Source organism: Pseudomonas azotoformans (assembly GCF_001579805.1).
Classification (GTDB): domain Bacteria; phylum Pseudomonadota; class Gammaproteobacteria; order Pseudomonadales; family Pseudomonadaceae; genus Aquipseudomonas; species Aquipseudomonas azotoformans_A.
The window spans coordinates 587,279-612,579 of sequence record NZ_CP014546.1; the positions used below are offsets into that span (position 1 = coordinate 587,279).

A 25,301-nucleotide genomic window follows, 5' to 3' on the forward strand; every position below is an offset into this window, starting at 1 on the left:
CCTCCGGGCGTCCGGCTTATAGTGCACGTCGCGCGCCAGTCCAGCCAAACCGCAGGATCACAGCTTGTCCAAAGTCACGCCGCCAACTCCCCTGCGCGCCGCTCATATAGCGCCGGGAGCGCCCCTGCACGGCACCCTCAAAGGCGCATTGGCGACGCTCGTCCTCATGCTGCTCGCGTTATTGTTCTGGCAGTTGCTCGACCAGCTCCAGCAAAACCAGAAGAACCAGCAGCAATACACCATCGACTACAGCGCCGATCTGGCTGAACAGATCAGCCTGAACATGGCCCTCAGCGCAAAAATCGCCCTGAACTTGCTGCCGATGGTCGAGCCACCGCGTGACAGCGAACAGCAACAGGCCCTGATGCGCACCTTGCAACGCTCGCTGCCGGAGCTGCGCAGCATCGCCCTGCTCGCCCCCAGCGGCGCGATGGTCAGTGACAGCGCCACCGACAGCCAGGACGCCGCCTGGCTGGCAGAACTGGTGCAACACAGCCACGCCCAATCCTATTACCTGAGCAACAGCAACGACGGCACGATCATTTATCTGTTGCTGCACCAGCCCAGCGGCGGCTCGCGGATGTATTGGGCGCTGCGCCTGGCCCCCAACTACCTGAGCAATCTCACCCGCCAAGACGGCCAGGGCCAGCGCCCGCTGTGGGTCATCGAGAATCGCGTCAACCACCGGGTTGTCAGCCGAGACAGCGGCATGCCGGCGCAGTGGGCGTCTGCGTTGACCCCGGACGAGCTGAATAAAAGCGTACTGGTCACCCCTCTAAGCAAAAGCGACTGGCAACTGCGCGGGCTGTTCGACCGCACGGCGGTGCTGGAACAACTGCTGCCGGCCTTCATCGGCAAATGCCTGCTGGGCCTGGCGTTTTCATTGATCCCGGTGATTGTGTTGCTGAACATGCGCCGCCGCCAGCGCCAGGTGCATGAAGGCCGGCGGCGCTACCAGGACATTTTCGAAGGCACCGGCGTGGCCTTGTGCGTGCTCGACCTGTCGGGCCTGAATGCCTTCGTCGACAAGACCCGGCTGGAGACCCGCGAGCAACTGCACGCCTGGCTGCAGGACAACCCTAACGAGCGCCAGCAACTGCTCAAGGAACTGCGCATCACCGAGGTCAACCAGGTGGCGGTGCGCCTGCTGAACGTGGGTTCCTGTGAAGAGGCCTGGGAGCGCCTGATCGATGATTGCCCGCGCAATGCCACGTCCATCGGCTACCAGATTCTTGAGGCGGTACTGACCCAGCAGAACCAGTTGGAACTGGAAATCCAGCTCAAGGACGTGGCCAGCAACGAGCAGTACCTGTGGCTGGTGATGCGTCTGCCGGAGCAGCAGGACGATTTCAAGGCAGTGATCCTCAGCATCAGCGATATCACCAGCCGCAAGTTGATCGAGCTGTCACTGGTGGAGCGCGAGAGCTTCTGGTCCGACGTGGTACGCACCGTGCCCGACCACCTGTATGTGCAGGATGTGATCAGCCAGCGCATGATTTTCAGCAACCATCACCTGGGCCACACCCTCGGCTACAACAAGGCCGAACTGCAGCAAATGGGCGAGTACTTCTGGGAAATCCTGCTGCACCCCGAAGACGCCGAGCATTACCACGACCTGCGCCAGCAGCAGCGCCAGATCGGCTACACCACCCAATTGCAATGCCAGCTGCGTTTCCGTCACCGCAATAACCAATGGCGGCGCTTTGATATCCGCGAGCAGGCCCTGGCCCGCGACAAGACGGCGCAGATCACCCGCATCATCGGGGTGGCCAAGGACATCACCGACCAGATCGAGGCCAGCGAATCCCTGCGTGACAGCGAACAGCGCTACCGCATGCTGGCCGAAAGCATCAGCGACGTGATCTGCTCCACCGACAGCCAGTTGGCGCTCAACTACATCAGCCCTTCGGTCAACGCCGTGCTCGGTTATGACGTGGACTGGGTGTTCAAGAACGGCTGGCAGTCGATCATCGCCAACCCGCAGCAACTGACCGGCATTTACAGCTTGGTGGAACAGGTCAGCCGCTCGCTGGGCGATCCTGAGGCGCTGAACCGGCTGCGTGATGAGATCCAGACCCAACTGTTCCTGTTCGACTGCTTGCGCGCAGATGGTCGCAAAGTGCCGATCGAGCTGCGACTGGTGCTGGTGTGGGATGAACACGGCGCCTTCGAGGGCATCCTCGGCGTAGGCCGCGACATCAGCCAGCAACGCCGCGCCGAGAAAGACCTGCGCATGGCGGCCACGGTATTCGAACACTCGACCTCGGCGATCCTGATTACTGACCCCGCGGGCTATATCGTGCAGGCCAACGAGGCGTTCAGCCGGGTCAGCGGCTATGCGGTGAGCGATGTACTCGACCAGTTGCCGAACATGCTCACCGTCGACGAACAGCAGGAAGCCCATCTGCGCTACGTGCTCAAGCAACTGCACCAGCACAGCACCTGGGAAGGCGAAGTGTGGCTCAAGCGCCGCAACGGCGAGCATTACCCGGCGTGGGTGGGCATTACCGCCGTGTTCGACGATGAAGGCGACCTGGCCAGCTATGTGTGTTTCTTCAGTGACATCAGCGAGCGCAAGGCCAGCGAGCAGCGCATCCACCGCCTGGCCTACTACGACGCCCTGACCCACCTGCCCAACCGCACGCTGTTCCAGGATCGCCTGCACACCGCGTTGCAGTCGGCCGAACGGCAGAAATCGTGGGTGGTGCTGATGTTCCTCGACCTCGACCGCTTCAAACCGATCAACGACTCCCTGGGCCACGCCGCTGGCGACCGCATGCTCAAGGAAATGGCCACTCGCCTGCTGGGTTGCGTGGCCGAAGACGACACCGTGGCGCGCATGGGCGGCGACGAGTTCACCCTGCTCCTGCAACCGCGGATCAGCCGCGAAATGGCGCTGAACCGTGCCATTCATGTGGCCGAGCAGATCCTCGCCAGCCTGGTGAAGCCCTTTGTACTGGAGGGCCGCGAGTTTTTTGTCACCGCCAGTATCGGTATCGCCCTGAGCCCCCAGGACGGCAACGAGCTGAGCCAGTTGATGAAAAACGCCGACACCGCGATGTATCACGCCAAGGAACGCGGCAAGAACAACTTCCAGTTCTACCAGGCCGACATGAACGCCAGCGCCCTGGAGCGCCTGGAGCTGGAAAGCGATTTGCGCCACGCCCTGGACCAGAACGAATTCGTGCTCTATTACCAACCGCAGTTCAGCGGCGACGGTAAACGCCTGACCGGTGCCGAAGCCCTGCTGCGCTGGCGCCACCCGCGTCGTGGCCTGGTGCCGCCGGGGGACTTCATACCGGTGCTGGAAGAGTTGGGCCTGGTGGTGGACGTGGGCGACTGGGTGATCAGCGAAGCCTGCCGACAGCTCAAGACCTGGCACCAGAACAAGGTGCGCGTGCCGAAAGTCTCGGTGAACATCTCGGCGCGGCAGTTCTCCGACGGCCAGTTGGGCACCCGCATCGCCACCATCCTCAAGGACACGGGCCTGCCGCCGGCGTGCCTGGAGCTGGAGCTGACCGAAAGTATCCTGATGCGTGAAGTCAACGAGGCGATGCAGATCCTCGACAGCCTGAAAAACCTGGGCTTGAGCATTGCGGTTGACGACTTTGGCACGGGCTATTCGTCGCTCAACTACCTCAAGCAATTCCCCATCGACGTGTTGAAGATCGACCGCACTTTCGTAGATGGCCTGCCATCAGGCGAGCAAGACGCACAGATCGCCCGCGCCATTATCGCCATGGCCCACAGCCTGAACCTGGCGGTGATCGCCGAGGGTGTGGAAACCCATGAGCAGCTGGACTTCCTGCGTGAGCATGGCTGCGATGAAGTGCAGGGCTACCTGTTTGGGCGGCCGATGCCGGCGAATCGGTTCGAGGCGCAGTTCAGCAATGATGCGCTGTTCATGTTCGATTGATCCTCTAGTGGGCTGACTTCCCTGTGGCGAGGGAGCTTGCTCCCGCTGGGGCGCGAAGCGGCCCCTCTTTTTTGGGACTGCTGCGCAGTCCAGCGGGAGCAAGCTCCCTCGCCACAACAGCTACAACAAGCACCGCTTATCCCCAGATGAGCCCCGCTTATCCGCGACATGATGTCCTTTCATATGCCATCTAAAACCCATTGGGTTAGAATGCCCTCCTTTTCTGCCCCCGATCCTTGAGGACCGCCATGTTCAGCCGTGATTTGACTATTGCCAAGTACGACGCCGATCTCTTCGCCGCCATGGAGCAAGAAGCCGTGCGCCAGGAAGAGCACATTGAGCTGATCGCTTCGGAAAACTACACCAGCCCAGCGGTGATGGAGGCTCAAGGTTCGGTCTTGACCAACAAGTACGCCGAAGGTTACCCAGGCAAGCGCTACTACGGTGGTTGCGAGTACGTCGACGTGGTTGAACAGCTGGCTATCGACCGCGCCAAAGAACTGTTCGGCGCCGACTACGCCAACGTCCAGCCGCACGCCGGTTCCCAAGCCAACAGCGCCGTGTACCTGGCCCTGCTGCAAGGCGGCGATACTATCCTGGGCATGAGCCTGGCCCACGGCGGTCACCTGACCCACGGCGCCAGCGTTTCCTCCTCCGGCAAGCTGTACAACGCCGTTCAATACGGTATCGATGCCAACGGCCTGATCGACTACGACGAAGTCGAGCGCCTGGCGGTCGAGCACAAGCCAAAAATGATCGTGGCCGGTTTCTCTGCCTACTCGCAGATCCTGGACTTCCCACGTTTCCGCGCAATCGCTGACAAAGTCGGCGCGTACCTGTTCGTCGACATGGCCCACGTGGCCGGTCTGGTCGCCGCTGGCGTCTACCCGAACCCGGTGCCTTACGCTGACGTCGTGACCACCACGACCCACAAGACCCTGCGCGGTCCACGTGGCGGCCTGATCCTGGCTCGCGCCAACGCCGACATCGAGAAGAAGCTGAACTCCGCTGTCTTCCCAGGCGCCCAAGGCGGCCCGCTGGAGCACGTGATCGCCGCCAAAGCGATCTGCTTCAAGGAAGCCCTGCAGCCTGAGTTCAAGACCTACCAGCAACAAGTGGTCAAGAACGCCCAGACCATGGCCAGCGTGTTCATCGAGCGTGGCTTCGACGTAGTCTCCGGCGGTACTGAAAACCACCTGTTCCTGCTGTCGCTGATCAAGCAGGACATTTCCGGTAAAGATGCTGACGCAGCCCTGGGCAAAGCCTTCATCACCGTGAACAAGAACTCCGTGCCGAACGACCCACGTTCGCCGTTCGTCACCTCCGGCCTGCGCTTCGGTACTCCGGCTGTGACCACGCGTGGCTTCAAGGAAGCAGAGTGCAAGGAACTGGCTGGCTGGATCTGCGACATCCTGGCTGACCTGAACAACGAAGCCGTGATCGACGCGGTGCGTGAGAAGGTCAAGGCCATCTGCAAGAAGCTGCCGGTGTACGGCGCTTGATTGCAGTTGCTTGAATAAGAAGCCCGGCTCTAGAGCCGGGCTTTTTTATGCCTGATAGACGCGCTGGAAACCTTCGCGAATCTTGTCTTCCGGCAGTTCATCGGCAATAAACACAATCACACTCTCCCGCGCCTCGCCCTCTTCCCACTCCGTGTCCCAATCAAAGCCGTAGAGCTTGAGCACGCCCTGGAACACCATGCGCCGGTCTTCACCGGCAATGTTCAGCACGCCCTTGTAGCGCAGCAGTTGCTTGCCGTGGTCTTCGAGCAGTTCGTTCATGAACTCACTCAGACGGTCGATATCCAGCGGCTGGTCGGTGCGCAACACCAGGCTGGAGATACGGTCGATGGACGGCGCAGCACGCACCGGGCGCAGGCTCATGCCAGCGTTGAGGTTGAAGCCACGCACATCGAGCAGTTCAGCCAGGTCGATGTTGCCATGGTCCACCACCCGAATCGGCGCGCGGCGGTTGATGCGGGTGAGGCGCTCGCTGAGCGCGTCAAAGGTAGCGTCATCCACCAGGTCGCGTTTGCTCACCAGCAGGCGGTCGGCAAAGCCGATCTGGGCCTGGGCGATGGTCTGGGTCAGGTGGTGCTCGGCGTGGGCGGCGTCCACCAGGGTGATGATGCCGTCGAGGATATAGCGCTCGCGCAGTTCCTCGTCGATGAAAAAGGTTTGGGCCACTGGGGCCGGGTCGGCCAGGCCGGTGCACTCGATCACCAGGCGGTCGAAGGCGATTTCTCCGCTGTCCAGGCGCTCCAGCAGCAGGTACAGGGCTTTGGTCAGGTCGGTGTGGATGGTGCAGCACACGCAGCCGTTGGACAGGGTCATGACTTGCACCGGCTCGGCGCCCAATAGCTGGGTGTCGATACCGGCGTCGCTGAATTCGTTTTCGATCACGGCGATCTTCAGGCCGTGCTCGGCCTTGAGCAGGTGGCGCAACAAGGTGGTCTTGCCAGCGCCGAGGAAGCCGCTGAGGACGGTGACCGGAATGGGAGAGGACAAAAGCAGTTCTCCTTCAATAAACAGAAATAAAAATGGGAGCCCATTGGTATGGGCTCCCACAGGGGCCTGCCTAGCAGGTCAACAGCACTTGGGCCCACCCTTGCCGCCGTAACGGGCTTCCTGGCGTTCCCGGAAGAACGCCTTGTAGTCCATCATCGGCTTGTCCGGGTGTTTGGTTTGCATATGCTCGACGTACGTATCGTAGTCGGGCATGCCGACCATCAGGCGCGCGGCCTGACCGAGGTATTTACCGAGGCGATTGATGTCATTGAACATGGTTGCAATCCTCGATCACGCGTCCGGAACAGCCTGGAACGGGGCTTCTTTATCCGTACGTTCTTTGTTGCCCCAGGCGGCGACGCCGACCTTGAGCGCATAGAACAGGATGCTGAACACCACGAACAGGAACAGCGCCGTCAGCGTTGCGTTGGTGTAGGCGTTCCAGATCACGTGCTGCATCTGGTCGATGTTCTTCGCCGGGGCGAGGATCTGGCCGTTGGCCAATGCATCGCTGTATTTCTTCGCCAGCGACAGGAAGCCGATCGCCGGGTTGGCGTCGAACAGCTTGATGAACCCCGCAGTGGTGGTGCAGATCAGCAGCCAGACAGCCGGCAGCATGGTCACCCAGATGTAGCGCTGGCGTTTCATTTTGATCAGCACAACGGTGGCCAGCATCAACGCGATACCTGCCAGCATCTGGTTGGAGATACCGAACAGCGGCCACAAGGTGTTGATGCCGCCCAGTGGGTCGATCACGCCTTGGTACAGCAGGTAACCCCACATCGCCACGCAACCCGCGGTCGCGATCAGGTTGGCGGTCCAGGACTCGGTGCGTTTCAGCGCCGGCACGAAGGAACCCAGCAGGTCTTGCAGCATGAAGCGACCGGCACGGGTGCCCGCATCCACCGCGGTCAGGATGAACAGCGCTTCGAACAGGATCGCAAAGTGGTACCAGAACGCCATGGTGTTTTCACCCGGCAGCACACTGTGCAGAATCTGCGCGATACCCACCGCCAGGGTCGGTGCACCGCCGGCACGCGCCAGGATGGTGGTTTCACCGATGTCATGGGCGACGGCTGACAGCGCCTCAGGCGTAATCGCAAAGCCCCAGCTGCTGACAGTTTGCGCCACAGTTACCACATCACTGCCGACCACGGCAGCCGGGCTGTTCATGGCGAAGTACACACCAGGCTCGATCACCGAAGCGGCAACCATGGCCATGATGGCCACGAACGACTCCATCAACATGCCGCCGTAACCGATGTAGCGGGCGTTGGTTTCGTTATCCAGCAACTTGGGCGTGGTGCCCGAGGAGATCAGCGCGTGGAAACCCGAGACCGCGCCACAGGCGATGGTGATGAACAGGAACGGGAACAGGCCGCCCTTCCACACCGGGCCGGTGCCGTCGATGAACTGGGTGAGGGCCGGCATTTTCAGCTCTGGCATGGTGACCAGGATGCCGATCGCCAGGGCGATGATGGTGCCGATTTTGAGGAAAGTGGAGAGGTAGTCACGCGGTGCCAGGATAAGCCATACCGGCAGTACTGCGGCGACGAAACCGTAGCCGATCAGCATCCAGGTAATTTGAATGCCGGTGAAGGTGAAGGCCTTGGCCCAGACAGGATCAGCGGCAATCTGCCCGCCCAGCCAGATCGAACCGAGCAGCAACAGCACGCCGATGATCGAGATTTCGCCGATGCGGCCCGGGCGGATGTAGCGCATGTAAATGCCCATGAACATCGCGATCGGGATGGTCGCCATCACCGTGAAGATGCCCCATGGGCTCTCGGCCAGGGCCTTGACCACGATCAGCGCCAGCACCGCGAGGATGATGATCATGATCAGGAAGCAGCCGAACAGCGCGATGGTCCCCGGAATGCGGCCCATCTCTTCGCGAACCATGTCCCCCAGGGAACGGCCGTTACGACGAGTGGACAGGAACAGGACCATGAAGTCCTGCACCGCACCGGCCAGCACCACGCCGGCAATCAGCCAGAGCGTGCCGGGCAGGTAGCCCATTTGCGCCGCCAGCACCGGGCCGACCAGTGGACCCGCACCGGCAATCGCCGCAAAGTGGTGACCGAACAGGATGTGTTTGTTGGTCGGCACATAGTCCAGACCGTCATTGTTGAGCACTGCGGGGGTGGCCCGCCGTGGATCGAGTTGCATCACGTTGTTAGCGATGAACAGACTGTAGTAACGGTACGCAACCAGGTAGATGGCCACAGCAGCGACCACAATCCACAAGGCGTTGATCGCCTCGCCGCGGCGCAAAGCCACTACGCCCAGGGCGCACGCTCCTACGATTGCCAGCACCAGCCAGGGTAGGTGGCGTAGCAGGCTATTATTATTTTTCATTTTTATATTCCAGCCAGGGTGGACAGAAAGGACAGCCATCCCGAGTTTAGCGCTGTTGGCCTCAAAGGCCACCCCCCTACGTTGGTCTAGAGCCTTGCGCAGGCAAAAAAAGCAGAAATAAATGCCCGATGATGGCTCGGGGCTACAATCCTTCTATCTCCAGAGGGTTTCACCATGACCGAGCAACCGTCTGAACGCCGCCGTTTCCGTCGCATCGCCTTTGATGCCAAGACGACCATTGCCCAGGACAGCTGGAATTGGCCGGTGCAACTGCTGGATCTATCGCTGCGGGGCTTGCTGGTGGAGCGCCCTGACGACTGGCGGGGTAATGGCAAGCGGCTATTTGACGTGGACATCCGGCTGGACCCACGGGCGCATATAAAGATGCAGGTGAAGCTGGCCCATGACGATCACGGGCAGCTTGGGTTTGTGTGCCAGCACATCGACCTAGACTCGATCAGCCATTTGCGGCGGCTGATCGAGTTGAACCTGGGTGATCAGCAAGAGTTGGAGCGCGAGCTGGGCGCCCTACTCGAATAGTGCATCCAATGCTTGTTCCAACCGCGTCACGCCAATGATCTTTATCCCCGGCGGCGACTCCTTCGGCGCATTGCCTTTGGGCACGATCGCGCGTTTGAAGCCGTGCTTGGCAGCTTCCTTCAAGCGTTCCTGGCCGCTGGGTACCGGACGCACCTCGCCCGACAGGCCCACCTCACCGAACACCAGCAAGTCATGGGGCAGCGGCCGGTTACGCAGGCTGGACATGACTGCCGCCATCAACGCCAGGTCGGATGCGGTCTCCAGCACCTTGACCCCGCCGACCACGTTGAGGAACACGTCCTGGTCATGGGTCGGGATGCCGCCGTGACGGTGCAATACGGCGAGCAACATCGCCAGGCGGTTCTGATCCAGGCCCAACGTCACGCGGCGCGGGTTGGCCAGATGGCTGTCATCCACCAACGCCTGCACTTCCACCAGCATCGGGCGAGTGCCTTCCCACGTTGCCATCACCACGCTGCCGGGGACTTCTTCCTGGGCGCGAGTGAGAAAAATCGCTGAAGGGTTGGAGACTTCTTTAAGCCCCCGGTCCGTCATGGCGAACACGCCCAGTTCGTTGACTGCGCCGAAACGGTTCTTCACCGCCCGCAGCAAACGCAGACGGCCATCGGACTCACCTTCAAAATACAGCACGGTGTCGACCATGTGCTCCAACACCCGTGGCCCGGCCAGTGCGCCCTCTTTGGTCACGTGGCCCACCAGGAAGATCGCCGTGCCGCTCTGCTTGGCATAACGCACCAGCAGCGCCGCACTTTCACGCACCTGGGACACGCCGCCCGGCGCCGACTGCAATTGCTCGGTGAAAATCGTCTGGATCGAGTCGATCACCATGACCTTGGGCTTTTCGATACGCGCCGTGGCGATGATGCTTTCGATGCAGGTCTCGGTCATCACCCGCAGTTGATCCTGGGGCAGCCCCAGGCGACGGGCGCGCATGGCCACTTGTTGCTGGGATTCCTCGCCGGTGACATACAGCGCCGGCATGCGGCTGGCGATACTGCACAGGGTTTGCAGCAGGATCGTCGATTTGCCGATGCCCGGATCGCCGCCAATCAGCACTACCGAGCCGTCCACCAGACCGCCGCCCAGCACACGGTCCAATTCACCGGAGGCCGTGGAGAAACGCGGGATTTCTTCGACGCTGACTTCGGCCAACGTCTTGATCTGCGCCTGTTGCCCGGTCCAGCCGGCACGGCCGGTGGGGGCCGCAGCGCCGCCGCTTTCGATCATGGTTTCAGTCAGGGTGTTCCACGCACCGCACTCGGTGCACTGGCCGGCCCACTTGGGAAAGGTCGCGCCGCACTCCGTGCAGCCGTACATGCGCTTGGCCTTTGCCATTTGAGAACCTCCAACCGAAAAACCGCGATGATAGCTCAGCGCGACGCCGGGGTCCGGATTTCACCGCTGGCCAATCGTGAAGCGCTGTTGCCGATCGGGTCTTCAGCGTTGAGGTCAGCGCCCTTGGCCTTCAACTCATCCAGCAACTCGACGCGCTTGAACAGCCCGGCGTACATGGCCGCCGTCTGCCCGGCGCCGTTGCGTTGATCGGGGTTGCAGTCGGTCGCCAGCAGGCGCTGGGCAATTTTCAACTCACCCTTGAAGATCGCGCCCATCAGCGCCGTGTTGCCACGTTTGTCCTGCACACAGGCGTCGGCGCCCGCGCTGAGCAAGCGCTCAACGAACGGGCCCTGGCCGTGATAGGCGGCGAGGATCAACGCGGTGTAGCCCTTGTCGTCCTGGGTGTTGAGGCTGTAGCCGGAGTCGATAAAGGTGTCGAGCATGTCGAGGTCGCCTCGGCGGGCGGCATCGAAATAGTAGTCCTGCAACTGGGCCTTGAGCGCGACCGGGTCGGGAGACTCGGCATGGGCGACAAAGGCCAGCATGGCCATCAGCAATCCGATAGAAACTCGCATGGGTGTTCTCCTGCCAAAGGTCGACGCCTCATCAAGGGCGCCGACCAGAACCAACGGATCAGTCAGTCAGTTTGTCCGCCAGCGCCTTCACGCGCGCCAGGTCACCCTTGGCAACCTTGGCCACGCCAGTGCCATATTCCGGGTCGGCCTTGTACAGGAACGACAGGATGATGTGTTTGCTCTCGTCATCGGTGGTCGCCAGCGAGCCACCAAAGTTCTCGATCAAGTCCTGGCGCTCTTTCTTCGTGAAGGAGCGGTACAGATCTCCGGCCTGCTTGAAGTTCTGCTCGCGCTGGATCTTCGCCTGCTGGGTGCTGCCCGACAGGGCCGACTGGCTGTAGCGCGCGGCTTGCGGCTCATCCCGTGGCAGCAGACGGCTTGGCTGATAGTTCACGCCGGTGGTGGTCTTGCCGAAGTTCATCGCGCCGTCCTGGTTACCGTTGTTGACGGTCACCCGTGGGGCGTTGATTGGCAATTGCAGGGCGTTGGCGCCCAGGCGGTACATCTGGGTATCGGCATAGGAGAACACGCGGCCTTGCAGCAGGCGATCCTCAGACGGCTCGATGCCCGGCACCAGGTTGGCCGGTGCCATGGCGACTTGCTCGGTTTCCTGGAACACGTTGGCGGGGTTGCGGTTCAGCACCATTTGCCCGACTTTGCGCTCAGGCACATTCGGCCAGATCTTGGTCGCATCCAATGGATCGAAGTCGAACTTGGCCAGGTCCTCAGGCTTGAGCACCTGCACGTACAGGTCCCACTTGGGGAAATCGCCCTTGTTGATGTGGGTGACCAGGTCGTTGGTCATGTGGCTGTAATCACGGCCCTGCACTTCGGTGACCTGCTTGGGGTCGAGGTTCTTGATGCCTTGCAGGCTCTTCCAGTGGAACTTGACGTAGTGCACTTCGCCCTTGGCGTTGATCAGCTTGTAGGCGTGCACGCCGTTGCCGTCCATTTCCCGATAGCTGGCCGGGGTGCCGGAGTCGGAGTACAGCTCGGTCAGCGTGCGGGTGGACTCAGGCACATGGGAGAAGAAGTCGAAGCGACGGGAATCGTCATCCAGGTTGGTGCGCGGGTCTGGTTTGAAGGCGTGGACCATGTCCGGGAACTTGATGGCGTCGCGGATAAAGAACGTCGGGAAGTTGTTACCCACCAGGTCCCAGTTGCCGTCAGCGGTGTAGAACTTGGTGGCGAAACCACGTGGGTCGCGCAAGGTTTCCGGGGAGTGATTGCCGTGGACCACGGCGGAGAAGCGCACGAACACGGGGGTGGCTTCGCCGGCCGCGAACACCTTGGCCTTGGTCAGGTCGCTGAGGTTGTCGGTGACGGTGAACGTACCGTGGGCGCCGGTGCCACGGGCGTGTACCACGCGCTCGGGGATGCGCTCGCGGTCGAAGCGCTGCAGCTTCTGGATCAACTGCACGTCTTGCAGCAACACAGGGCCATTGGCGCCGGCGGTCTGCGAGTTCTGGTTGTCACCCACCGCAGCACCGTTATCGCGGGTCAGGTTGGCAGCGTGTACGGACAGGGAAAGCAGGCTGGCGGTCGTCAGTACCAGCGCGTATCGCGCTGAAACAGGCCCGCGGCTCATTGGATTCTTCATCGAGGTTTCCTCTGGTTTTTTTAATGCACATTCAGTTGTGCTTGCCAGAGGCTAGTGACCCAAGAGTCAGAAGATAAATAGAAAAGCCACAACAACCCGATTAATAAAATAATCTGTTAAGTCACTGATATCAGGCGTATTTCGCGCGCGATTGATGGCACTTTGCAAACTATTTGCGTTTTAATGTGTCGATAAAAACTAACAGTGTTAACGGTTGTGTCGGGCAAGCCCGCTACGACTGACTTACACTGAGTCCCACCCTTCTCATCTGTAACAAGGAATAACCTATGGGCGTGATCAGTGAGTTCAAGGCCTTCGCGGTCAAAGGTAATGTGGTCGACATGGCCGTCGGTATCATCATCGGCGCCGCCTTCGGCAAAATTGTTTCCTCGTTTGTAGGCGACGTGGTGATGCCGCCAATCGGTCTGTTGATCGGTGGCGTGGACTTCGGTGACCTGGCGATAACGCTCAAGGCGGCACAGGGCGATGTGCCTGCGGTGGTGCTGGCTTACGGCAAGTTCATCCAGAGCGTCATCGACTTTGTGATCGTCGCGTTTGCAATCTTCATGGGTGTGAAGGCGATCAACCGCCTGAAGCGTGAAGAGGCCGTGGCGCCAAGCCTGCCGCCAACGCCGACCAAGGAAGAAGTGTTGCTGGGTGAGATCCGTGATCTGCTCAAGGCACAGAACGACAAGCCGCGCCTGTAAAGACCGGCTTGAGAAAAAAGGCGCCTGCTAGAGGCGCCTTTTTTATTACCAGTAGTTTTCCACCGCGACTTGGCCGGGGCGACGGCTCAAGCTCAGGTTCATGTCACGCTGCTTGAGCAACTGGCGCGTGTCATCGACCATCTGCGGGTTGCCGCAGATCAGCACGCGGGAATGTTCCGGGGTCAACTCGACGCCGGCTGCGCGCTCAAGCTCGCCATTTTCGATCAGCGTGGTGATGCGCCCATTCAACGCGCCGGGATGTTGCTCACGGGTGACGATGGGAACGTAGGTGAGTTTGTGTGCGTACTCGGCCAAGTATTCACGTTCACCCAGCTCCTTGATCAGCGTTTGATACGCGAGCTCCTTGGCTTCCCGTGCGCTGTACACGAGGATGATGCGTTCGAATTTCTCCCAGACCTCGAAGTCCTGCAGGATCGACAAAAACGGCGCCACCCCGGTGCCAGTCCCCAGCATCCACAAATCGCGGCCATCGACGAAGCGATTCAAGGTAAGGAACCCCGTGGCCTGGCGTTCCACCATCAAGGTATCGCCTACCCGCAGGCGGCTCAACTCGCTGGTGAATTCGCCGCCGGGGACGACGATCGAGAAGAAGTCCAGATGCTCATCAAACGGTGAGGACACCAGCGAATAGGCACGCCATACGGTACAGCCATCCGCCTTGGTCACCCCCAAACGCACAAACTGCCCCGCCGTGAAACGAAAGCCCGGATCGCGGGTGGTGCGCAGGGTAAACAGGCTGGGGGTCAGCGATTGCACGTCGAGCAAGGTCTGGCGGGTAAATTTCTCAGCACTGGCCGTCATGGGGGGCTCCGTTCTACAGGTGCCCTAGTGTCCCTCAAAGTCGCGTGCGGAAACACCTGCGATTGGTAGTGGCATCGCCCAATATTCGCAGTAGTGGCTATATAGTCGCAACGCCAACTCATTCGCTATTAGCCTCCACCTGAATGTGTGAAGACGCTGTTAGTCGATCGTTACAAGGTCTACAACTCACTAATAAACCGCTACTTTTCCAACTAACCCGTTAAAGAGCTAACGAGCACTTTTGCAAAAAACTATTAAAGATCAGTTCGCAAGAGCAAAATTTTCCTCTCGCAGCGTAGCCGTTGTCCTACACTGATTTTCGTGCAGTTTTGGGGGTTCAGGACGTACCCCAAGTCAAGGAGACCCCCATGGAGAGTGACCTATGCTCAAATGGCAAACCACGCGCCTTCCCAAGCTGGAAGGTGAAAACGAGGTCACCAGTGTGTTTGAAATGGTGATCAACAAAACGTATGAACTGGGTTTCAAACATTGTTCTTTCAAGATGAGTTCCCAGCTAACCAAAAACCAAATAAAGCCAATTGAATTCACCAGCCATTCAAACGAGTGGAAAAAAATCTACGACGAAGCAAAATTCCTGGAAGTTGATCCCATTGTTAAACACTGCAAAGCAAGTTTATTGCCGATTATCTGGGAGGAGAAATTATTCAAAGAGATACCAAGCCTTTGGTCTTTAGCCCAAACCTTGGGGGTGCACAGGGCGGTAACCCTCACCGTGCATGATTTCCGGGGCGTGTTCAGCATGTTGACCCTCAGCCGCGACAAGGGCGAAGTGAGTCCGGAGGAACTGTACGAAAAGGCGGGCATGCTGCTGTGGCTCTGTCATGCGATGCACGCGGTACTGGCGCAAAAGTATGCCGAGGGCCAAAGCGTCAACCCCACCAGCAAATTGACCCCACGGGAAATAGAAGTGCTCATGTGGTCGGGCATGGGCAAGACAGCGGCGGACATCGCGGCCATCCTGTGCCTGTCCGAACGGACAGTAGGTTTTCATGTGTGCAGTTGCCTCAAGAAGATGGGCGTCAACAACAAGATCGCCGCCGTGCTTCGTGCCGCGCAAGAAGGGATTATTTAACCGCCCAAGAAACACTGCATGTATTCCCTTTGAAAAAAACGTAACATTTGCGACCCATTCTGAGTGTTGAGCAGCCCCCCAGGTGCCGCGCGCAGTACACTCAGACGGTTCGGCCCATGACTGCCGACCACCCATCGTTGACCCAGAGCCTCCCCCGCCATGCCCCTGCTCGAAAGCCCCTTCGCCCAGCTAGATCTGATCCGCCAGCCAGAGCAACATAACGATCCGCTGCAAGCCTTCGATGCCGCCGACGAATACCTGCTCAATCATCTGGCAGAACAGAAACCGACGAATGCAACCCGCGTGCTGGTGCTCAATGACAGCTTCGGCGCCCTGGCCGCGAGCCTTGAAGGGCTGGTGCAGGTCACGTCCAGCGGTGACTCGTTCCTGGCTGCCCAGGGCCTGGAGAAGAACCTGGTACGTAACGGCAAGGCGTTTGATGCAGTGGCATTCATCCCCGCCAGCCAGGTTCCGGCAGGGCCTTTCGACTGTGTGCTGATCCGCGTACCGAAAACCCTGGCGCTGCTGGAAGAACAACTGATCCGCTTGCAAGGCCAACTCGCGCCAGGAGCCCAAGTCATCGCCGGGGCGATGATCAAGCATCTGCCACGGGCGGCAGGCGAGTTGCTGGAGCGCTATATCGGACCGATGCAGGCGTCACTCGCCGTGAAAAAAGCGCGGCTGCTGATCGCCACTGTTGAAGACCGCCCCGCAGCCATTTCGCCCTACCCCACCCGCTACACGCTGGACACGCCGGCGATCGAACTGCTGAACCACGCCAACGTGTTCTGCCGCGAAAGCCTGGACATCGGCACCCGTGCGTTCCTGCCCCACCTGCCGAAAAACCTGGGCAACGCCCGTATCGCGGACCTGGGCTGTGGCAATGGTGTCTTGGCGATTGCCAGTGCCCTGCAAAACCCCGAAGCACATTACACCCTGGTGGACGAATCCTATATGGCCGTGCAATCGGCGGCCGAAAACTGGCAAGCTACCCTCGGTGATCGCGACGTCATCGTACGTGCCGCCGATGGCCTGGCTGGCCAGGAGCCCGGTTCGCTGGACGTGGTGCTGTGCAACCCGCCCTTCCACCAGCAACAGGTGGTCGGTGACTTCCTCGCCTGGCGCATGTTCCAGCAGGCACGTGAAGCGCTGGTGGTCGGCGGTGCCCTCTATATCGTCGGCAATCGCCACCTGGGGTATCACACCAAGCTGGCGCGGTTGTTCCGGGGTGTCGAGCAAGTCGCCACCACGCCAAAATTCGTGATCCTCAAAGCCCGTAAATAAAGCCCGCAAATAAAAAACCCTGCTTCTCTCGCGAAAAGCAGGGTTGAAAAACCGGGCCGCAAGGCCCGGATCGGGATGTCAGTGCGTGGTCAGGCCTGCCGCATTCATGAACATGCGCATCAGGCTGGCCACGACGAACAGGGCCAGCACACTGCCGGTCCAGATCATCGCCAGCCACCCCAGGCGCCGCCACAACGGCTGTTTCTCGGCCTGTTCGATCTCGTGCAACGAAGGTTTGCCGGACATGAAACGACCCTCCTAGTGATAACCGTCTTCGTGGGTAACCTTGCCGCGGAACACGTAGTAGCTCCAGAAGGTGTAGCCCAGGATGAACGGGATGATGAACAGGGTGCCGACCAGCATGAAGCCCTGGCTTTGCGGCGGCGCGGCGGCGTCCCAGATCGACACGGACGGCGGGATGATGTTCGGCCACAGGCTGATGCCCAAACCACTGTAGCCCAGGAAAATCAGCACCAGCGTCAGCAGGAACGGCGTGTAGTGCGCATTCCGTGCCACCGCGCGGATCAGCCCGTACATGGTCACCAATACCAGGATCGGCACCGGCAGGAACCAGAACAGGTTCGGCAGGGTGAACCACCGCGAGGCGATTTCCGGGTGGGTCAACGGCGTCCAGATGCTCACGATGCCGATCACCGCCAGCACCACAAAGGCCAATGGCCGCGCCAGGTTGTGCATCTTTTCCTGCAACGGGCCTTCGGTCTTCATGATCAGCCAGGTGCAGCCCAGCAAGGCATAGGCCACGATCAGCGCCACGCCGCAGAACATCGTGAACGGCGTGGCCCAGTCCAGTGAACCACCGGCAAACTGGCGATTCACCACGGGGATGCCGTCGATAAACGCCCCCAGTGCCACGCCCTGGAAGAACGTCGCTGCCAGCGAGCCGCCGATAAACGCCTTGTCCCATAGGTGACGCTTATGGTCCTTGGCCTTGAAGCGGAACTCGAACGCCACGCCACGGAAGATCAGCCCGATCAGCATCAGGATCAGCGGCAGGTACAGCGCCGACAACACCACCGAATAGGCCAGCGGGAATGCGCCAAACAACGCCGCGCCGCCCAGTACCAGCCAGGTTTCGTTGCCGTCCCAGACCGGGGCCACGGTGTTCATCATCACGTCGCGGTCGGTCTTGCCGGGGATAAACGGAAACAGGATGCCGATACCCAGGTCGAAGCCGTCCATGACCACGTACATCATGATGCCGAAGATGATGATCACGGCCCAGATCAGCGGAAGATCAATGCCCATCTCAATGCCCCTTGTGCTGGATGTGGGTGTGGTCGTCATCGTTGCCATCATCATCGGCAGCCGACAACGGACGGGCCGGTGTGCGTTTCTGGCCAGGGCCACCGTGGGTTGGCTCGGTGCCTTCGTGGGTCACAGGGCCTTTGCGCACCAGGCGCATCATGTAGCCCAGGCCTGCACCGAACAGCGCGAAGTACACCACCACGAACAACACCAGGGTGATGGTCATCTGAGCAAGGCTATGCCCGGAGGACGCATCCGCGGTGCGCATCAAGCCGTAGACCACCCACGGCTGACGGCCGATCTCGGTGGTGAACCAGCCGGCAAGAATCGCGATCAAGCCGGACGGGCCCATCCACAATGCCAGGTAGAGGAACGGTTTGGACGTGTACATCTTGTCGCCCCGGCGCAGCCAGAGGCTGAACAGGCCGGTGAAGATCATCAGGAAGCCGAGGCCGACCATGACCCGGAACGACCAGAACACGATGGTGGAGTTGGGGCGGTCCTCAGGCGGGAACTCCTTGAGCGCCGGCACCTGTTTGTCCAGGGAGTGGGTGAGGATCAGGCTGCCCAGGTACGGGATCTCGACGGCGTACTTGGTCCTTTCCTCTTTCATGTCCGGCCAGCCGAACAAGATCAACGGCGTCGGTTCGTTGCCGATGTTTTCCCAGTGGCCCTCAATCGCGGCGATTTTCGCCGGTTGGTGCTTCAACGTATTCAGCCCGTGGAAGTCACCGATCACGGCCTGGATAGGCGCGACGATCAGCGCCATCCACATCGCCATCGAGAGCATTTTGCGGATCGCCGGGTTGTCCTTGCCTCGCAGCAAGTGCCAGGCCGCCGAGGAGCCGACGAAGAACGCAGTCGCTACGAACGCCGCCGTGGCCATGTGCGCCAGGCGATAAGGGAACGAGGGGTTGAAGACCACGGCGAACCAATCGGTCGGGATCACGCGGCCATCAATGATTTCAAAGCCCTGGGGCGTCTGCATCCAGCTGTTGGACGAGAGGATCCAGAACGTGGAAATCAAGGTGCCCACAGCCACCATCACGGTGGAGAAGAAGTGCAGGTTGCGCCCCACCTTGTTCCAGCCGAACAGCATCACGCCCAGGAAACCGGCCTCGAGGAAGAAGGCCGTGAGCACTTCGTACGTCAGAAGCGGCCCGGTGACGGCGCCGGCAAAGTCCGAGAAGCGGCTCCAGTTGGTGCCGAACTGGTAGGCCATGACTAACCCGGAGACCACGCCCATGCCGAAGTTGACGGCAAAGATCTTCGACCAGAAATGGTAGAGGTCACGGTAGGTGTCGTTGTGCGTCTTGAGCCACAAACCTTCCAGCACCGCGAGGTAACTGGCCAGGCCGATGGTGATCGCCGGGAACAGGATGTGGAAAGAGATGGTGAATGCAAATTGAATTCGGGCGAGATCTAGCGCCTCCAAACCGAACATAAGTCTTCCTCTGTCAGGTAATACCGGCTGCTGGCGGGAGCCTGCACCCACTGCCCCCACGGATATGGAGTCTGGCGAATTTCAATTCGTTTCTTTTTTTAACCCACCGCGTAGGGAATCTGGCCTTGCGGCCGCCAGGCCGATGCCCGGGCGGACATTGATCTGGATCAAGCATTGCTGAAAGAGTAGTCCCATTTTCGATGTAGGACGGCGTGGTCTTTTGCCGCGTGACAGACTGCCTCAGATCAGTTCTTGCAACTATCTGTTACAACTTGATGATAATCTCGGCGTTCCCTCCGGCCCTGACCTGACCCCCCGATGCCTAGTGAACCCGCGTTGTTGTTGCGTCACCACCGCCCTTTCATCGCGTTCTGGCTGGCGCGCATCTTCACCGCCAGCGGTTTCCAGATGCTCACGGTGGCCATCGGTTGGAACCTCTACCAACTGACCGGCAATGTGCTGGACCTGGGCCTGGTCGGCCTGGTGGAATTCGTGCCACGCGTATTGTTCATGCTGCACACCGGGCATGTGGCCGACCGCTATGAACGGCGCAAGGTCGCAGCCATCTGCCAGACCGTGCAGGCGTTGATCGCACTGTCCCTGGCCATCGGCGGGCTGACCGGCAATGTGACCCGCGAGATGATCTTCATCCTCGCCTTCCTGCTCGGTGCCGCGCGTTCGTTTGAAATGCCCACCACCCAGGCGATGCTGCCCAGCATCGTCCCCAGCATTTTATTCCCGCGAGCCGTGGCCTCGTCGCAGTCGGCCCAGCAACTGGCAACCATCGTCGCCCCGGCCCTCGGCGGATTGCTCTACGCGTTTGGCAGCGTGTGGGTCTATGGCCCCACGGTGGTGCTGTACCTTATCGCCTGCGTGCTGACCCTGAATTTGCCCGCCCGCCAGACGCCGCTCAACAAAGGCAAGGCGACCCTGGACTCCCTGCTCGCCGGTATCCGTTTCATCCGCAGCCGCCCGGACATCCTCGGCGCCATCTCCCTTGACCTGTTCGCCGTGCTGCTGGGCGGCGCCACCGCGTTGCTGCCGGTGTTTGCCAAAGACATCCTGTTGACCGGCGCCTGGGGCCTGGGCCTGCTGCGTTCGGCCCCGGCGGTGGGCGCGTTGTTGATGTCGCTGTGGCTGGCACGGTTTTCGGTGGACCGCCATGTGGGCCGTGTGATGTTCACCGCCGTCGGCGTGTTCGGCGTGGCGACCATCGCCTTCGGCCTGTCGACTTCGTTCTGGTTTTCCTTAGGCGTGCTGGTGGTGCTGGGCGCGGCGGACATGATCAGCATGGTCATCCGCGCCTCCTTTGTGCAGTTGGAGACGCCGGATGAAATGCGCGGGCGGGTCAGTGCGGTCAATGGCTTGTTTATCGGCGCGTCCAACCAGTTGGGCGAGTTCGAATCCGGGATTACCGCCCACTGGTTCGGCACCGTGCCCGCCGTGGTCATGGGCGGGATCGGAACGCTGGTGGTGACCGGGGTCTGGATCAAGCTGTTCCCGACCCTGGCCAACCGTGACCGCATGCATGTGCCCGTGGAAGAACCCGCGAAGGTCTAGAGCACCTTGTCGAGGGTGATGGGAAATTCCCGCACCCGCTTGCCGGTGGCGTGATAAATCGCATTGGCCACCGCCGCTGCGACCCCGACGATACCAATCTCACCGACGCCCTTGGACCCCAAGGCATTGACGATCTCGTCGGGTTCTTCGACAAACACCACATCAATGTCGCCAATATCGGCGTTAACCGGAATGTGGTACTCCGCCAGGCTATGGTTCATATAGCGCCCCAACTGATGGTCGATCTGGGTTTCTTCATGCAATGCCATGCCGATGCCCCACACCACCCCGCCGAGGATCTGGCTGCGGGCCATCTTCGGGTTGACCACTCGCCCGGCGGCAATCGCGCTGACTACCCGACGAACCTTGATGGTGCCCAGGTCTTCATCCACCTGCACTTCGACGAAGACAGCTGAGTGGGTGGCCGTGCTGTAGCCCTCGCGTTTTTTATCGGGCTCACTGTCGACCTGCATCTCCAGCGCATCTTCGCCGCTGTCCTTGACCAACTGTGCCAGCGACACACTCACGTCGCCGGTATGCAGTTGGCCCTCTTCGAAGCGCACGGTTTCGGCGTCCTTGAACACCGGGTAAGTCTGCCGTGCGATGTTCAGCAGTTTGGCATTCAAGGCCTCGCAGGCTTGCTGCACGGCAGTGCCGACGGAGGACACGGTGAATGAACCGCCCTGCAACGGCGCGGTGGGCAATGATGAATCACCCAGCAGAAATGCCACGTCTTCGACCGCCACACCACTGGCCTGGGCCGCAATCTGGGTCATCACCGTGTAGGTACCGGTGCCGATATCGGTGGTGGCGCTGCTGACGGTCAGCTTGCCCAGCGCATCGATGCGCGCCTTGGCGCTGGCCTTCATCTGCATGGCTTCCCACACGCCGCCGGCCATGCCCCAACCGATCAACTGGCGGCCGTCGCGCATGCTGCGCGGTTCCGGGTTGCGCTGGCGCCAGCCAAATCGCTCGGCGCCTTCACGGTAACACTCGCGCAGGGCTTTGCTCGACCAGGGCTTGTCGTCGTTCTGGTTGCGTTCGGCGTAGTTGATCAGCCGCAGTTGCACCGGGTCGATGCCTAGCGCGCAGGCCAGTTCATCCATGGCGCACTCCAGGCCGATCACGCCGAGGGCTGCGCCGGGCGCACGCATGTCCAACGGCGTGAACACGTCCAGGGGCACCAGTTTGTAGGTCAGCTGTACGTTGTCGCAGTGGTAGAGCATGCCGCTCCATTCCACGACGTGTTCGCTGAAGTCTTCGAAGCGCGAGGTCTGGCCAATGGCTGTGTGCCCCAATGCCAGCAAGCGCCCGTTGGCGGCGGCGCCGAGTTGCAGGCGCTGTAATGTGCGCGGGCGATAGCCAAACGTGAACATCTGCTGGCGCGTCAGCGTGACCCGCACCGAACGCTTGAGCGCCAACGAGGCCATCACGGCCAGCGGCAATTGGTACTGCGGGCGCAGGCCGGAACCAAACGCGCCACCAACAAACGCGGCGAAGATGCGCACCTGGCTTTTATCCAGGCCGAAGACTTTTTGCACATAGGCCTGGCAGTTCTGCGGGCCCTGGGTCTTGTCATGGATATGCAGGGTGCCGTCCGGCTGATACAGCACCGTGCTGGCGTGGGGCTCCATCGGGTTGTGATGTTCGATGGGCGTGCTGTAGTGCACATCCAGGCTGACGGCGGCAGCGGTCCATTCGGCCTGGAAGTTGCCACGCGGTTCGGGCGGGGTTTGCGGCGAGGCGTGGGCCTGATCCTGCAGGGCCACCAAGTCGGTTTCGAAGGCTTCGGTTTCGTATTCGATGTCCACCAGTGAACCGGCATGCCGCGCCAGTTCAAGGTTGTCGGCGATCACCAGGGCCAGCGGCTGGCCGCTGTACAGCACGCGATCGTTGTAGAGCGGACGAAACGGCGAGCCGTCGGCGGCGTCGGCGTCCTGGAAAGCGTCATCATAGCTGGCGATTTTGGGGCGGTTGAGGTGATGGATCACCGCCACCACGCCCGGCAGCGCCAGTGCCTTGGAAGCATCGATGTGCAACACACGGCCTTTGGCGACGGTACTGGAGACCACGCTGCCGTGCAGCAGGCCTTCCTCGGAAAACTCACCGGCATAACGCGCTTTACCTGTGACCTTGAGCAGACCGTCGACCCGGTCCAAGGGTTTGCCGATAGCGGTCATGGGCGCTCTCCTGCGACAGCCGCATCACTCAGGGCACGAATAATCCCCCGGCGTGCCAGCTTGATCTTGAAGCCGTTGTGTTCCAGGGGTTCTGCGTCTTGCAGCAGCGCGTCGGCGGCGTGGCTGAAGGTTTCGCGGCTGACGAGCTGGCCGATCAACGCGGCTTCCACGGCACGATCACGCCAGGGTTTATGGGCCACGCCGCCAAGGGCCAGGCGCGCGTCGACGATGCGGTCGCCGTCCAGCTCCAACGCTGCAGCAACGGACACCAGGGCGAACGCATAGGAAGCGCGGTCGCGGATTTTCAGGTAGTTGCTGTGGTTTGCCAGGTTGTCGGCGGGCAGTTCGATGGCGGTGATCAGCTCATCGTCAGCCAATTGGTTATCACGCTGCGGCGCATCGCCGGGCAGGCGATGGAAGTCGGCAAACTCGATAACACGAGCACCTGCACGACCTTCCACATGCACTCGCGCGTCCAACGCCGCCAACGCCACGCACATGTCGGAAGGATGGGTCGCGACGCACTGTTCACTGGCGCCGAGAATGGCATGAATGCGATTCAACCCCGTGCGTGCCGGGCAGCCGCTGCCGGGCTCGCGCTTATTGCACGGCACCGTGGCGTCATAAAAGTAGTAACAACGGGTGCGCTGCAACAGATTGCCGCCGGTACTGGCCATATTGCGCAGCTGCGGCGAGGCACCCGCGAGGATGGCCTGGGACAGCAGCGGGTAACGCTGTTCGATCAGCGGGTGCCAGGCCAGGTCGGCGTTGCTCACCAGGGCGCCGATCAGCAGTCCGCCCTCGGCGGTTGCCTGAACCTCATTTAACGGCAGCCCTGTGATGTCGATGAGATGCTCGGGGCGGCTGATGTTTTCTTTCATCAGGTCCAGCAGGTTGGTACCACCCGCGATGAACCGCGAGGCGGCGCTGCTCAGGTGTACCGCTTCCTGCACATCGGCCGGCTTGCTGTAGTGGAAGGGATTCATCGCTCACCTCCCACGACGTCTGCAATGGCATCGCGGATATTGCTGTAGGCGCCGCAGCGACACAGGTTGCCGCTCATCAGCTCCTGGATCTGGGCAGGGTCGTAGGCGCGGCCTTCATTGGTCAAGCCGACCGCCGAGCAGATCTGGCCGGGGGTGCAGTAACCGCATTGGAAGGCGTCGTGTGTGATGAAGGCTTGCTGCATCGGGTGCAGTTGGTCGCCGTCGGCCAGGCCTTCGATGGTGGTCAGCTCGGCGCCGTCGCACATCACCGCCAGGGTCAGGCAGGCATTGATGCGCTTGCCGTCGCGCAGCACCGTGCAGGCACCGCATTGGCCGTGGTCGCAGCCTTTTTTGCTGCCAACCAAGTCGAGCTGTTCGCGCAACAGGTCAAGCAGCGTGGTCCAGGGCAACACATCCAGCTGGCGGTCCTGGCCGTTGAGGCGCAGGCGTATCGAGTGGCTGACGAACGGCTGGGCCGCCGCGCCATTGGGGGTCGCGCTCATAAACACCTCACGGGTTGGTGTACATCCGCGGCGTTAGGAAAGTCGCCGTCTCAGGGGTACGACTTCCCGGGGTATTGAGCGTTCAAGCTGATTGATCAGCGGATATTGAGCTGCGTGGTCAGGGTATTTTGCGGCGGGTTGATCGAGGAATTGCTGTACTGGAACCAGCCTTGGGCCTCGACATTCAGGTCAAACACATAGATGTAGCCCATCAGTGTGCCCGCGCCGTTGCACACTTCGCTGATGTTGCCGACCTGACAAACCGCCGTGCGTTGCCCATTCAATTCGGCGCCATCGAAGCGGCCCATGGGGTTGTTACCCAGGCCCACCTCCATCACGGAAACCTTGGTAGGCCCACGGTGCGTACACATCTGTGTGCTCTGCGCGCGCTCGGGGATGCTTTCCTTACACGCTGCCGACTCGACCTGGAACACACGCACTTCGCTCAACGGCGGTGCAGTCGCGCCCCAGGCCGGTGCTGCGCCGAGCAACAGGCCGATACAGGGGATCAGGGCTAGACTCCACGGGCTGGGGTTTTTCATGCGGCAAGTGACCTTCGTTTAAACGTCGGCGCAGTATGCCTCAAGGCCTCGGCTGCTGGTAT

At 60.9% G+C, this 25,301-nt stretch carries 21 protein-coding genes; 7 read left to right on the top strand and 14 right to left on the bottom strand.

Annotated features, from left to right (window positions below; genetic code table 11):
• Positions 1-64 precede the first annotated feature (64 nt).
• A complete protein-coding gene (locus tag AYR47_RS02730; RefSeq protein ID WP_061434237.1) occupies positions 65-3,916 on the top strand; it encodes a sensor domain-containing protein in 3,852 nt (1,283 codons plus the stop codon).
• 248 nt (positions 3,917-4,164) lie between these two features.
• Entirely contained in the window at positions 4,165-5,418 is a 1,254-nt protein-coding gene (gene glyA / locus AYR47_RS02735) for a serine hydroxymethyltransferase (RefSeq protein WP_017737423.1), read from the top strand.
• A gap of 45 nt (positions 5,419-5,463) precedes the next feature.
• Here the strand turns inward: glyA and yjiA are convergent, their stop codons facing one another.
• From yjiA to AYR47_RS02750, 3 genes are all read right to left on the bottom strand, one after another.
• A complete protein-coding gene (yjiA, locus tag AYR47_RS02740) occupies positions 5,464-6,423 on the bottom strand; it encodes a GTPase (RefSeq protein WP_033901563.1) in 960 nt (319 codons plus the stop codon).
• Between the two features lie 78 nt (positions 6,424-6,501).
• Complete coding sequence (locus AYR47_RS02745; RefSeq protein WP_033901562.1) at positions 6,502-6,699, bottom strand: YbdD/YjiX family protein; 198 nt, start codon at positions 6,697-6,699, stop codon at positions 6,502-6,504.
• A 15-nt stretch (positions 6,700-6,714) separates the two neighbouring features.
• Positions 6,715-8,781, bottom strand: coding sequence for a carbon starvation CstA family protein (locus AYR47_RS02750; RefSeq protein WP_061434240.1), 2,067 nt, complete (start codon positions 8,779-8,781; stop codon positions 6,715-6,717).
• A 174-nt stretch (positions 8,782-8,955) separates the two neighbouring features.
• Here AYR47_RS02750 and AYR47_RS02755 point away from each other — a divergent pair, with 174 nt between their 5' ends.
• The gene (locus AYR47_RS02755; protein WP_033901560.1) at positions 8,956-9,321 is read left to right on the top strand and encodes a PilZ domain-containing protein; all 366 of its coding nucleotides are present in this window, start codon (positions 8,956-8,958) and stop codon (positions 9,319-9,321) included.
• Here the strand turns inward: AYR47_RS02755 and radA are convergent.
• The 3 genes from radA to katB are packed head-to-tail and all read right to left on the bottom strand — an operon-like array spanning position 9,310 to position 12,852.
• The gene (gene radA, locus AYR47_RS02760) at positions 9,310-10,677 is read right to left on the bottom strand and encodes a DNA repair protein RadA (protein ID WP_016976768.1); all 1,368 of its coding nucleotides are present in this window, start codon (positions 10,675-10,677) and stop codon (positions 9,310-9,312) included. The two genes, AYR47_RS02755 and radA, sit on opposite strands and share 12 nt — an antisense overlap.
• A 35-nt stretch (positions 10,678-10,712) precedes the next feature.
• Positions 10,713-11,252: an ankyrin repeat domain-containing protein gene (locus AYR47_RS02765; protein ID WP_061434241.1), complete on the bottom strand. Its 540-nt coding sequence runs from the start codon at positions 11,250-11,252 to the stop codon at positions 10,713-10,715.
• Positions 11,253-11,310: 58 nt separating this feature from the next.
• The gene (katB, locus tag AYR47_RS02770) at positions 11,311-12,852 is read right to left on the bottom strand and encodes a catalase KatB (RefSeq protein WP_061434243.1); all 1,542 of its coding nucleotides are present in this window, start codon (positions 12,850-12,852) and stop codon (positions 11,311-11,313) included.
• Positions 12,853-13,139: 287 nt separating this feature from the next.
• On the opposite strand from katB, the gene mscL reads away from it, so the two are divergent.
• The gene (mscL, locus tag AYR47_RS02775; protein ID WP_010206685.1) at positions 13,140-13,559 is read left to right on the top strand and encodes a large-conductance mechanosensitive channel protein MscL; all 420 of its coding nucleotides are present in this window, start codon (positions 13,140-13,142) and stop codon (positions 13,557-13,559) included.
• A gap of 45 nt (positions 13,560-13,604) precedes the next feature.
• On the opposite strand, the gene AYR47_RS02780 is transcribed toward mscL, so the two are convergent.
• Positions 13,605-14,381, bottom strand: coding sequence for a ferredoxin--NADP reductase (locus AYR47_RS02780; protein WP_033901557.1), 777 nt, complete (start codon positions 14,379-14,381; stop codon positions 13,605-13,607).
• Positions 14,382-14,763: 382 nt separating this feature from the next.
• Here AYR47_RS02780 and AYR47_RS02785 point away from each other — a divergent pair, with 382 nt between their 5' ends.
• Together AYR47_RS02785 and AYR47_RS02790 are read left to right on the top strand one after the other, a co-directional pair.
• Entirely contained in the window at positions 14,764-15,474 is a 711-nt protein-coding gene (locus AYR47_RS02785) for a helix-turn-helix transcriptional regulator (RefSeq protein WP_033897873.1), read from the top strand.
• Between the two features lie 159 nt (positions 15,475-15,633).
• Entirely contained in the window at positions 15,634-16,758 is a 1,125-nt protein-coding gene (locus AYR47_RS02790) for a methyltransferase (RefSeq protein ID WP_061434245.1), read from the top strand.
• 78 nt (positions 16,759-16,836) lie between these two features.
• On the opposite strand, the gene AYR47_RS31750 is transcribed toward AYR47_RS02790, so the two are convergent.
• From AYR47_RS31750 to AYR47_RS02800, 3 genes are read right to left on the bottom strand one after another with little or no spacing between them, the layout of a single operon-like run.
• Positions 16,837-17,004 carry a DUF2474 domain-containing protein gene (locus AYR47_RS31750; RefSeq protein WP_010206690.1) on the bottom strand — a complete coding sequence of 56 codons (168 nt, stop codon included), beginning with the start codon at positions 17,002-17,004 and terminating at the stop codon, positions 16,837-16,839.
• A gap of 12 nt (positions 17,005-17,016) precedes the next feature.
• The gene (cydB, locus tag AYR47_RS02795; RefSeq protein WP_015885994.1) at positions 17,017-18,024 is read right to left on the bottom strand and encodes a cytochrome d ubiquinol oxidase subunit II; all 1,008 of its coding nucleotides are present in this window, start codon (positions 18,022-18,024) and stop codon (positions 17,017-17,019) included.
• A gap of 1 nt (position 18,025) precedes the next feature.
• Positions 18,026-19,468, bottom strand: a complete 1,443-nt coding sequence (locus tag AYR47_RS02800) for a cytochrome ubiquinol oxidase subunit I (protein WP_033897875.1) — start codon at positions 19,466-19,468, stop codon at positions 18,026-18,028.
• A 318-nt stretch (positions 19,469-19,786) separates the two neighbouring features.
• Here AYR47_RS02800 and AYR47_RS02805 point away from each other — a divergent pair, with 318 nt between their 5' ends.
• Positions 19,787-21,028: an MFS transporter gene (locus AYR47_RS02805; RefSeq protein ID WP_061434247.1), complete on the top strand. Its 1,242-nt coding sequence runs from the start codon at positions 19,787-19,789 to the stop codon at positions 21,026-21,028.
• Here AYR47_RS02805 and AYR47_RS02810 read toward each other — a convergent pair.
• The 4 genes from AYR47_RS02810 to AYR47_RS02825 form a co-directional block, all read right to left on the bottom strand.
• Positions 21,025-23,208: a xanthine dehydrogenase family protein molybdopterin-binding subunit gene (locus AYR47_RS02810; RefSeq protein ID WP_061434249.1), complete on the bottom strand. Its 2,184-nt coding sequence runs from the start codon at positions 23,206-23,208 to the stop codon at positions 21,025-21,027. The genes AYR47_RS02805 and AYR47_RS02810 overlap by 4 nt on opposite strands.
• Positions 23,205-24,194, bottom strand: coding sequence for an FAD binding domain-containing protein (locus tag AYR47_RS02815; RefSeq protein ID WP_061434251.1), 990 nt, complete (start codon positions 24,192-24,194; stop codon positions 23,205-23,207). Before AYR47_RS02815 ends, AYR47_RS02810 begins: the two co-directional genes overlap by 4 nt.
• Positions 24,191-24,697: a (2Fe-2S)-binding protein gene (locus AYR47_RS02820; RefSeq protein ID WP_061434253.1), complete on the bottom strand. Its 507-nt coding sequence runs from the start codon at positions 24,695-24,697 to the stop codon at positions 24,191-24,193. The genes AYR47_RS02815 and AYR47_RS02820 overlap by 4 nt, the downstream gene beginning before the upstream one ends.
• A gap of 95 nt (positions 24,698-24,792) precedes the next feature.
• On the bottom strand, positions 24,793-25,239 hold the full coding sequence (locus AYR47_RS02825) for a DUF4879 domain-containing protein (RefSeq protein WP_061434254.1): 447 nt from the start codon (positions 25,237-25,239) through the stop codon (positions 24,793-24,795).
• Between the last annotated feature and the right edge of the window lie 62 nt (positions 25,240-25,301).

Excerpts from the sequence above, each read along its gene's own strand:
- AYR47_RS31750 (WP_010206690.1), bottom strand. The coding sequence starts at position 17,004 with ATGTCCGGCAAACCTTCGTTGCACGAGATCGAACAGGCCGAGAAACAG.
- radA (WP_016976768.1), bottom strand. The coding sequence starts at position 10,677 with ATGGCAAAGGCCAAGCGCATGTACGGCTGCACGGAGTGCGGCGCGACC.
- cydB (WP_015885994.1), bottom strand. The coding sequence starts at position 18,024 with ATGGGCATTGATCTTCCGCTGATCTGGGCCGTGATCATCATCTTCGGC.
- AYR47_RS02825 (WP_061434254.1), bottom strand. The coding sequence starts at position 25,239 with ATGAAAAACCCCAGCCCGTGGAGTCTAGCCCTGATCCCCTGTATCGGC.
- mscL (WP_010206685.1), top strand. The coding sequence starts at position 13,140 with ATGGGCGTGATCAGTGAGTTCAAGGCCTTCGCGGTCAAAGGTAATGTG.
- AYR47_RS02790 (WP_061434245.1), top strand. The coding sequence starts at position 15,634 with ATGCCCCTGCTCGAAAGCCCCTTCGCCCAGCTAGATCTGATCCGCCAG.
- AYR47_RS02810 (WP_061434249.1), bottom strand. The coding sequence starts at position 23,208 with ATGACCGCTATCGGCAAACCCTTGGACCGGGTCGACGGTCTGCTCAAG.
- AYR47_RS02815 (WP_061434251.1), bottom strand. The coding sequence starts at position 24,194 with ATGAATCCCTTCCACTACAGCAAGCCGGCCGATGTGCAGGAAGCGGTA.
- AYR47_RS02745 (WP_033901562.1), bottom strand. The coding sequence starts at position 6,699 with ATGTTCAATGACATCAATCGCCTCGGTAAATACCTCGGTCAGGCCGCG.
- AYR47_RS02805 (WP_061434247.1), top strand. The coding sequence starts at position 19,787 with ATGCCTAGTGAACCCGCGTTGTTGTTGCGTCACCACCGCCCTTTCATC.
- AYR47_RS02780 (WP_033901557.1), bottom strand. The coding sequence starts at position 14,381 with ATGACGGCCAGTGCTGAGAAATTTACCCGCCAGACCTTGCTCGACGTG.
- AYR47_RS02800 (WP_033897875.1), bottom strand. The coding sequence starts at position 19,468 with ATGTTCGGTTTGGAGGCGCTAGATCTCGCCCGAATTCAATTTGCATTC.
- AYR47_RS02755 (WP_033901560.1), top strand. The coding sequence starts at position 8,956 with ATGACCGAGCAACCGTCTGAACGCCGCCGTTTCCGTCGCATCGCCTTT.
- AYR47_RS02785 (WP_033897873.1), top strand. The coding sequence starts at position 14,764 with ATGCTCAAATGGCAAACCACGCGCCTTCCCAAGCTGGAAGGTGAAAAC.
- AYR47_RS02765 (WP_061434241.1), bottom strand. The coding sequence starts at position 11,252 with ATGCGAGTTTCTATCGGATTGCTGATGGCCATGCTGGCCTTTGTCGCC.
- AYR47_RS02750 (WP_061434240.1), bottom strand. The coding sequence starts at position 8,781 with ATGAAAAATAATAATAGCCTGCTACGCCACCTACCCTGGCTGGTGCTG.
- katB (WP_061434243.1), bottom strand. The coding sequence starts at position 12,852 with ATGAAGAATCCAATGAGCCGCGGGCCTGTTTCAGCGCGATACGCGCTG.
- glyA (WP_017737423.1), top strand. The coding sequence starts at position 4,165 with ATGTTCAGCCGTGATTTGACTATTGCCAAGTACGACGCCGATCTCTTC.
- AYR47_RS02820 (WP_061434253.1), bottom strand. The coding sequence starts at position 24,697 with ATGAGCGCGACCCCCAATGGCGCGGCGGCCCAGCCGTTCGTCAGCCAC.